The organism is Sphingomonas sp., assembly GCF_019746015.1.
Taxonomy (GTDB): domain Bacteria; phylum Pseudomonadota; class Alphaproteobacteria; order Sphingomonadales; family Sphingomonadaceae; genus Sphingomonas.
Genome location: NZ_JAIESM010000003.1, coordinates 1 through 8,283 on the forward strand (window position 1 = coordinate 1; position 8,283 = coordinate 8,283).

General features: G+C 67.3%; 9 protein-coding genes. 2 read left to right on the forward strand and 7 right to left on the reverse strand.

All coding sequences use genetic code 11. The annotated features are described in order from the left end of the window. Nucleotides 1-305: 2Fe-2S iron-sulfur cluster-binding protein (locus K2Y03_RS00235; protein WP_294087302.1), on the reverse strand; the 305-nt coding region annotated here is incomplete at its 3' end. Between the two features lie 229 nt (nucleotides 306-534). On the opposite strand from K2Y03_RS00235, the gene K2Y03_RS00240 reads away from it, so the two are divergent. Next, on the forward strand, nucleotides 535-1,278 hold the full coding sequence (locus tag K2Y03_RS00240; RefSeq protein WP_294087304.1) for an SDR family oxidoreductase: 744 nt from the start codon (nucleotides 535-537) through the stop codon (nucleotides 1,276-1,278). A 49-nt stretch (nucleotides 1,279-1,327) separates the two neighbouring features. On the opposite strand, the gene creD is transcribed toward K2Y03_RS00240, so the two are convergent. From creD to sdhC, 6 genes are all read right to left on the reverse strand, one after another. Then, nucleotides 1,328-2,749 (reverse strand): cell envelope integrity protein CreD, encoded by a 1,422-nt coding sequence (gene creD / locus K2Y03_RS00245; protein ID WP_294087305.1) that lies wholly within the window; start codon nucleotides 2,747-2,749, stop codon nucleotides 1,328-1,330. Between the two features lie 226 nt (nucleotides 2,750-2,975). Beyond that, complete coding sequence (locus K2Y03_RS00250; RefSeq protein WP_294087307.1) at nucleotides 2,976-3,233, reverse strand: GlsB/YeaQ/YmgE family stress response membrane protein; 258 nt, start codon at nucleotides 3,231-3,233, stop codon at nucleotides 2,976-2,978. A gap of 61 nt (nucleotides 3,234-3,294) precedes the next feature. Further along, complete coding sequence (locus K2Y03_RS00255) at nucleotides 3,295-4,290, reverse strand: C13 family peptidase (RefSeq protein WP_294087309.1); 996 nt, start codon at nucleotides 4,288-4,290, stop codon at nucleotides 3,295-3,297. Nucleotides 4,291-4,371: 81 nt separating this feature from the next. Continuing rightward, a complete protein-coding gene (sdhA, locus tag K2Y03_RS00260) occupies nucleotides 4,372-6,171 on the reverse strand; it encodes a succinate dehydrogenase flavoprotein subunit (RefSeq protein ID WP_294087310.1) in 1,800 nt (599 codons plus the stop codon). Further along, entirely contained in the window at nucleotides 6,168-6,554 is a 387-nt protein-coding gene (sdhD, locus tag K2Y03_RS00265) for a succinate dehydrogenase, hydrophobic membrane anchor protein (RefSeq protein WP_294087312.1), read from the reverse strand. Before sdhD ends, sdhA begins: the two co-directional genes overlap by 4 nt. A gap of 3 nt (nucleotides 6,555-6,557) precedes the next feature. Beyond that, on the reverse strand, nucleotides 6,558-6,971 hold the full coding sequence (gene sdhC, locus K2Y03_RS00270) for a succinate dehydrogenase, cytochrome b556 subunit (protein WP_294087313.1): 414 nt from the start codon (nucleotides 6,969-6,971) through the stop codon (nucleotides 6,558-6,560). A 176-nt stretch (nucleotides 6,972-7,147) separates the two neighbouring features. Here sdhC and K2Y03_RS00275 point away from each other — a divergent pair. After that, a partial coding sequence (locus K2Y03_RS00275) for a methyl-accepting chemotaxis protein (RefSeq protein WP_294087315.1) occupies nucleotides 7,148-8,283 on the forward strand: 1,136 nt, incomplete at its 3' end.

The following is an 8,283-nucleotide window of genomic DNA, read 5'->3' on the forward strand; positions in this document are numbered from 1 at the left end:
GTGCAGGCGAGGCCGTTCTTGCCGTCGATGTTCATCGAGCAGGAACCGCAAATCCCCTCGCGGCACGAGCGGCGGAAAGTGAGCGTGGAATCGCTCTCCGCCTTCATCTTGATGAGCGCGTCGAGCACCATCGGCCCGCATTCGTCGAGATCGATCTCGAACGTATCGTAGCGCGGGTTTTCGCCGCTGTCGGGATCATAGCGATAGATTTTGAACTTCTTGACGCGCTTTGCCTCGCCGCCGGCCTTGTGGGTCTTGCCCTGGTTCGAAATCTTGCTGTTGGCGGGGAGGAGAAACTCGGCCATTGCGTCCTTCTTCCTGAAGCTTTTTGGGGGCGCGCGCCCCGGGGAATGATGGGGCGATACAATGGCGCGCCCCGGCTTTCAAACCCTTATCGTGCCGGCTGGGGCGGATGGTTTTTCTTCGCCGCCCCCAAGGAATCGCCGCCCGCGCCCGATTGAACCGCAGGCCCGCCGCCACGACCTGTGCTGCGCGGCCGGCGCCTGCCGACCAGTATTCAAGGAGATCAACGAGATGAGCAAGCGTCTGGAAGGCAAGAAGGCCTTTGTAACCGGCGGCTCGCGCGGCATTGGCGCGGCGATCGCCCGGCGGCTGGCGGCAGAGGGTGCCGATGTCGCGATTACCTTTGCCGCCAATGGCGCGGCCGCGAACGAGGTGGTCGGCGCGATTGCCGCAGCCGGGCGCCAGGGGCTGGCGATCCAGGCCGACGCAGCCGACCCCGCCGCCGCTGCCACGGCCGTTGAGAAGGCGGCGGACGCGCTGGGCGGGCTCGACATCATCGTCCACAATGCCGGGGTTGTCGGCTATGCCCCCGTCGATCAGACCGACTATGCCGAGTTCCGCCGCCAGTTCGGCGTGAATGTCGACGGCATCTTTGCCGCAACCCGCGCGGCGATCCCGCATCTGCGCGACCATGGCCGCATCCTCATCATCGGCAGCGTCAACGCGCACAGCGTGCCGACGCCGGGCGGCGCGATCTATGGCGCCACCAAGGCGGCGGTCGCCGGGCTGGCGCGCGGCTGGGCGCGCGATCTGGGCGAGCGTGGCATCCTGGTCAACGTCATCCAGCCCGGGCCGATCGACACCGACATGAACCCCGCCGATGGCGGCTTCGCCCCGGTGCTGACGCCGCTGACCGCGCTGAAGCGCTATGGCACGGCGGAGGAAGTTGCGGCGCTGACCGCGTTTCTGGCGAGCGACGACGCGTCCTATATCACCGGCGCCACGATCGACATCGACGGCGGTTTCTCGATCTGAACCCGCACCGCGCGGCCCCGGCGGACAGCAACCGCCGGGGCCGGCCGGCTCAGGCGATGGTCGCGGGCGCGCGGTCGTCGGGCAGCGCTTCATCCTCCCGGCCGCTCAATCGACCCCAGTCGATATTACGGGTGAGGTACATGACGGCGGCGAGTGCCACGAACAGCATCACCGAGCCGATCAGCAGCGAATAAGCCTCCAGATTGAGCAGGATGTAGAGCACGGCGTAAAGCGCGGCGAGCAGCGCGAAGATATAGCCCGCGCGTCGCCAGCTCTTCAGCACCGCCGCCGAATAGGCCGACAGCAGCCCGACGATCGCGCTCGACGCGATCAGATAGGCGGCGAGAAAGCCGACCACTTCGGCAAAGGCGAGCAGCATCACGAAGAACAGCACCAGCCCCGCGCCGACCAGCAGATATTCAACCGTCGACACGCGCACCCCCGCGACCACGTCGAACATCAGGAACGCCGCGAAGGTGAAGCCGATGAACAAAAAGCCGTATTTCACCGATCGGTTGACCTGGCTGTAAAGGTCAACGGGGTTGATCAGCGTCACCCGCGCCTCATAATCGCCGGGCGCGCGCGCCAGCGCCGCCGTGTCGCGGCCGCCCGGCTGTGCCTCGTCCGGCTGGCTGGCCCGCGCCGTCACCAGCGCCCGGCCCAATGCCAGATTGCCGACGCGATAGACCGCCGAAAAGCCCTTGGCGCCGACGCGGGGCTTGGCGGGCAGGAAGCCGCCCTGAAAGCTGGGGCTGGGCCAGGGCGAGCTGACCGACCAGCGCGTATCGCCCGCCTGCGGCACCAGGGTCAGCCAGCCATTGCCGCGAAATTCAAAGCTATAGTCCACCGCGATCGGCCCATTTTTCAGCACCGCGGCATCGACCCAGGCGAAAAAGCCCGATCCGTTGGTTTCAGCCGGCCCTTTGCCCGGCTGGAGCACGCGCGCGGTGCCGTTCATGGCCACGCTCGGCGGCGGGCCGGAAAGCCCGCGCGCGTCCGACAGGCCAAAGCGCAGCTCGGCCCGGTCGAGCGCCAACTGCCCGACGCTGACACCAAACCGCTGCAGGTCCGCCGGCAGCGCGAAGCGCGCCTTGCCGCTGGTGCGCGCGCCATAGACCACCGCTTCATAGATCGACCGCTGCCGCCGTTCGGGGGTGAGCGTGGAGCTGATGTCCGCCATCTCCGGCGCCAGCGACAATTCGCGCCAGACCATGCTGGTCTTGGTCACCTGCTTGCCGCCCTCGGTCACGGTTTCGGTGGTCTGTTCCTGATAGGGAATTACGAGCACCGGCCCGGCCATGGTCTGCGGCCCGCCCCAGCCCTCCGCAATCGAATTGCGTGCGACTTCGGACTGGTTCTGCCGGTCATAAACCAGCAGATAGACGGTAAAGAGCGGGATGGTCAGGATCGCGGCGACCACCAGCGCCATGGCCAGCTTGAACCCGGGGCTGCGCTCTTTACGCTCGGACATCGGCACACTCCATCGACGAAGCGTGCATTTTCATAGACGAGCCGTGCGCCAGCGCAAGCGGTTTGCGGCGGACCGTTGGCGGTGCCGCCGGGCGGTTCGACCAAGCCCCTCCCCTTCAGGGGAGGGGTTGGGGTGGGGCATCTCGGGCATCGTCGCGCCCCGCATCGAGGCCCCAACTCCCGACCTCCTCCCCTGAAGGGGAGGCGGAGCGGCAGACAGCCAGGCCCTACAGCAAATGAAACAGCCTGAGCGCGAAGATCAGCACCAGCGCGCCCAGAATCGACATCAGGCAGCCGGCGGGGTGCACCACCTCGCCGTCGCGGGGCTTGCTGAACAGGCTGGCGATGGCGCCGCCGACGAACGAGCCGCCAATGCCGATCGCGATCGTGCCGACCCAGCCCAGCCGCAGGCCGCCGCCATAGAGCCAGGCGGCCACGCCCCCCACCACCAGGCCGACAATCACGGTGCGGATGACGAGACCCATGCGACTCCCTTTCGCTGTTGTCGCCCAGCCTGCCCGATTTCGCGCCGATTGCAAGACTGTGTTATTGCAGTATGGCGGTTGCCGGCCGGCCGACGGGGGCGCCGGCGGTGGCGGGCACGCGCTTGTCGATCGCCGCCAGCCAGCGGCGCGCGCGCTCCCCGATCAGCATTTGCGGCATGGACGGGTTCAGCCGCGCATCGCCTTCCCATTTGCCGATCAGCGCGGTGGCTTCCGCCCCCGCTTTTTCCAGCGGCTGCGGTTTGCGCAGCGCCTGGTTGACCAGCGCGTCGCCGAAAAAGGTCCAGTCATTGTCGGAGCGGCAGCCGAACGAGGTGCGGTCGCCCGACGCTGCGGTCAGGATTGCGGTGTCGCTATTGGCGAGCGCAGGCACGAACACGCCGGAGAAACAGGCGCTGACGATCACCAGCCGCTGGCGGATGCCCAGCACCTCGAACACCGTCTGCAACCGGGTCGGGCTCACCACGCCCCAGCCCTCGTCGCCATAATTATAGACGATGCCGAACGGCGCGCCGTGGCTGGTGGTGTAGAGGATGACGACATCCTCGTCCCGGTCGATCAGTTCGGCGATGCGGGCCAGCACCAGGTCGAGATTGGCCGGGCTGCCCCGCGCCAGCCGGGGCGCGCCGCGCCCGTCCGGCCCGGCAAGCGTGATGGTGCGCGCGGCGGCATCGTAACGCCTGGCGAGCACGCGCCCCGCCTCGCGCGCCTCGCGCGAAAACACGGCGTCACTGTCCAGCGCGATGCTGACCACATAGGTGTCGACCACGCCCTTGCGCTGCGCGGGCAGCGCCGCCAGCTGCCGCTCGAGCAGCCGCGCCTCGGCGAGCGCGCGCACCGGATCGCGGTGATGCTCCACCGTGCTGCCGCCCCCGGCATAATAGGCCGCCTGCTCAGGCGTCAGCGCATTGAAGAAGGGCGGCGGTGCGCCATGCGCCCCGGGCTGCTCGGCCTGCTGCGCGAACGCCGCGCCCGCCACCCCGGCGACAACGCCCGCGACGCCCGCAATGATTGCCAGAAACCCCCGTTTGATCCGCAAATCCTGCCTCCCGCCGATGCGCCACCCTCGCGCCAAGCGGGGTTCGCCGTCAACGGGCAAGCGGGGGCAGCGGCCGGCCCCTCAATACACCCGCTTCTTCGGCTTGATATACTCCGCCTCGTCGGTCAGCGTATAGTCGTGCACGGGGCGGTAATCGATCGCCACCGTGCCGCCCTTGCCGCCCCAGCCCTCGAAGGTGGCGATGCTGTGCTTCATCCAGTTGGCGTCGTCGCGCTCGGGATAATCCTCGTTCACATGCGCGCCGCGCGATTCCTTGCGGTTGGCCGCCGAATTCACCGTCACCACGGCTTGCGCGAGCAGATTGTCCAGCTCCAGCGTCTCCACCAGATCGGTGTTCCAGATCAGCGAGCGGTCGCTGACCTTCACATCCTGAAACCCCTGATAGATGCTGCCGATCTTGCTGATGCCTTCGCTCAGCAGCGCATTGTCGCGGAACACGGCGCAATGCTTCTGCATGGTGCGCTGCATTTCCAGGCGGATCTTCGCGGTCGGCGTGCCGCCGGCGGCACCCCGGAAATGGTCGAGCCGGCTGAGCGCCTGCTCCTCCGACCCCTTGGGCAGCGGATTGTGCGGGGTGCCGGGCTTCAGCGTTTCCTTCAGCCGCAGCCCCGTCGCGCGGCCGAACACGACCAGGTCGATCAGCGAGTTGGAGCCCAGCCGGTTGGCGCCATGCACGGAAACGCACGCCGCCTCGCCCACCGCATACAGGCCAGGCACCACGCTGTCGGGGTTGCCGTCCTTCAGGCGGACGACCTCGCCATGATAGTTACAGGGGATGCCGCCCATATTGTAATGCACCGTCGGCACCACCGGCAAAGGCTGGCGCGTCAGATCGACGCCGGCGAAGATCTTGCCGGTCTCGGTAATGCCGGGCAGCCGCTCGGCCAGCACCTTGGGGTCGATATGGTCGAGGTGGAGGAAGATATGGTCCTTCTCCTTGCCCACCCCGCGCCCTTCGCGGATTTCGATCGCCATGCAGCGCGAGACGACGTCGCGGCTGGCCAGATCCTTGGCGCTGGGGGCATAGCGCTCCATGAAGCGCTCGCCCTCGCTGTTGGTCAGGTAACCGCCCTCGCCGCGCGCGCCCTCGGTAATCAGCACGCCCGCGCCGTAAATGCCGGTCGGGTGGAACTGCACGAACTCCATGTCCTGCAAGGGGAGCCCCGCGCGCAGCACCATCGCGTTGCCGTCCCCCGTGCAGGTGTGGGCGGAGGTGGCGGAATAATAGACCCGGCCATAGCCGCCGGTGGCCAGCACCACCGCATGGCTGCGGAACCGGTGGATGCTGCCATCCTCCAGGCACAGCGCGATGACGCCCCGGCACTGGCCGTTCTCCATGATCAGGTCGAGCGCGAAATATTCGATGTAGAAATCGGCGTCGTACTTCAGGCTCTGCTGATAGAGCGCGTGCAGCATCGCATGGCCGGTGCGGTCGGCGGCGGCGGCGGTGCGCTGCACCGGCGGGCCTTCGCCCATATTCTGCATATGGCCGCCGAACGGGCGCTGATAGATGGTGCCATCGGGGTTGCGGCTGAACGGCACGCCGGCATGTTCCAGCTCGTAAACCGCCGCTGGCGCCTCGCGCACCATATATTCGATCGCGTCCTGGTCGCCCAGCCAGTCAGACCCCTTCACGGTGTCATACATGTGCCAGGTCCAGTGATCGGGCGAGTTGTTGCCCAGGCTGGCGGCGATCCCCCCTTGCGCGGCAACGGTGTGGCTGCGCGTCGGGAACACCTTGGTGATGCAGGCGGTCTTCAGCCCGGCCTCGGCAATGCCCATCGTCGCGCGCAGGCCGGAGCCGCCCGCACCCACCACCACCGCGTCATAGCTGTGGTCGATGATCTTGTACGCACTCATGCAGCCGTGCCTCCAAAGGCGATTTTCAGGATGGAAAACAGCGCGGTCGCGCCCGCGCCGATGGTCGCGAAGTTGAGCAGCACCAGCATCGCCTTGCCCCAGGGGCCGTGGAGATAATCCTCCAGCAGCACCTGCAGCCCCAGCCGCGCGTGATACAGCACCGAATAGACCAGCAGCAGCATCGGGATCGCCGCCCAGGGCGAAGAGAGCCAGGCGACCACGGCGGTGCGGTCATGCCCCGGCAGCAGCGCGATCGCGGCGAGCAGCCACGCCATCAGCACGATGTTGCCGCCCGCCGTCAGCCGCTGGTGCCACCAATGGTGCGGCCCCTGTTTCGACGCGCCCAGGCCGCGCACGCGGCCGATCTGGGTTCCGGTTCCCATGGTTCAATTCCCCGAAAGCAAGAAGGCCCAGTAACCGGCCGTGGCAAGGATGGAGACGAAGAAGGTCGCCTGCGCGCCCAGCTTGTTGCCCTTCAGCTCATAGCCGGCGCCGGTGTCGAGCACGAAGTGGCGGATGCCGCTGGCCAGATGCTGGAAAAAGGCAAAGGTCAGGCCGATGCCGAACAGATAGCCCAGCGCGTTCAGCCGGCCATTGGCATAAGTGAAAATGTCGATGAAGGCGGCATAGCTCGCCTCGCCCCCGGCCAGCGCCGCCAGCCACCAGGTGAACAGCGCGATGCCGACCAGCGCCATCCCGTCTCCGGTCACGCGGTGGAGGATGGAGACCAGCATGTGCGGCCCCCATTTCCAGATGCTCAGATGTGGCGACAGCGGACGCGGCTTGCGCTGGAGTGCCAAGGCGGTGATCCTTCCCCGGTAGGTGTGTTGACGCCCCTATTACCGGCGGGCGCGCATGTTGCAACCGCTCAGGCGCTGCAGCGGCCGCCAGGGTCTGGCTAACCCAGCTTTAACCAAAGCCGCTTACCAAGGTTCGACAAAAGCCCCACCGAGCCCGACCCGGCGCAGATGGAGAAATGACGTTGACGACCCAGCAACTGCCCCCGCTTGGCCATGCCGCAGCCCAGATCGACATCGATGCGCGGCTGCGCGTGTTCGATGTTGACGGCACGCTGATGCAGCGCGCGCGCGAAGCATGGGTGGTCATCGAACCCGAAGTGCGCGCCGTGTCGGAGGCGTTCTGGCAACAATGGGTCCGCTGTTTTCCGCATGAGCGCAACTGGGCGCCGATGGACACGCAGCGCATGATCGATATCGGCTGCACCTTCCTGCGCAACCGCTTTACCGACACCGCCGGCCGGGCCTGGGTCGAATCGATCGAGCGGTCGGTTGCCTCTGCCTATGCCGGGGGCGCGAAACCGATGGCGCTGCTGTCGATGATCACCGCCAGCGACCGGGCCGCGCTCGACGTCATCACCCGCCGTGTGGCGCCAGGCGATGACCGTATGCACCTGTGCGACACGCTGATGCGGCTGTCGGCGCTGGAGGCGGAGATCACCGTTGCCATCTACAACGCCTATCACGACCATGACATGCAGGCGGCGCGCGACCGGCTGGCCAATGATTTCCGCGACGGCATCGCCAAGATCGTCGAAAGCGTGACCGAGGAAGGCGGTGCTCTGCGCGCGCAGACCGGCCGCACCAGCAGCAGCACGCGCGGCATGCTGGGCAAGACGAGCGAAGTCGCCGCCGCCGCCGAACAGTCCGCCATTGCGATGCGCGAGGCCGCGCATACCGCCGCCGGCCTGATCCGCGCGATCGAGGATGCCCGCACCGAAGTGGAGGCCGCCGCCCATATCGCCACCCGCGCCGCCGGCCAGGCGGGCGCCGCGGTCGGCATGTCGGAAACGCTGTCTGACCATGCCAAGTCGATCGAATCGATCCTGGGGCTGATCCGCGACATTGCCGGGCAGACCAATTTGCTGGCGCTGAACGCCACCATCGAGGCGGCACGCGCCGGCGACGCGGGCCGCGGCTTTGCCGTCGTCGCGCAGGAAGTGAAAAGTCTGGCCAATCAGACCGCGCGCGCGACCGACGACATCGCCGCCAAGATCGCCGCGATCCAGTCCGCCACTCGCTCGACCGTGGAAACCAACGCGTCGATCCGCGCGACCGTCGCCGAGGTGCAGCAATCGGCCGAAAAGATCCGCAC

Coding starts and splice junctions, on each gene's coding strand:
- K2Y03_RS00240 (WP_294087304.1), top strand. CDS start 535: ATGAGCAAGCGTCTGGAAGGCAAGAAGGCCTTTGTAACCGGCGGCTCG.
- creD (WP_294087305.1), bottom strand. CDS start 2,749: ATGTCCGAGCGTAAAGAGCGCAGCCCCGGGTTCAAGCTGGCCATGGCG.
- K2Y03_RS00250 (WP_294087307.1), bottom strand. CDS start 3,233: ATGGGTCTCGTCATCCGCACCGTGATTGTCGGCCTGGTGGTGGGGGGC.
- sdhA (WP_294087310.1), bottom strand. CDS start 6,171: ATGAGTGCGTACAAGATCATCGACCACAGCTATGACGCGGTGGTGGTG.
- sdhD (WP_294087312.1), bottom strand. CDS start 6,554: ATGGGAACCGGAACCCAGATCGGCCGCGTGCGCGGCCTGGGCGCGTCG.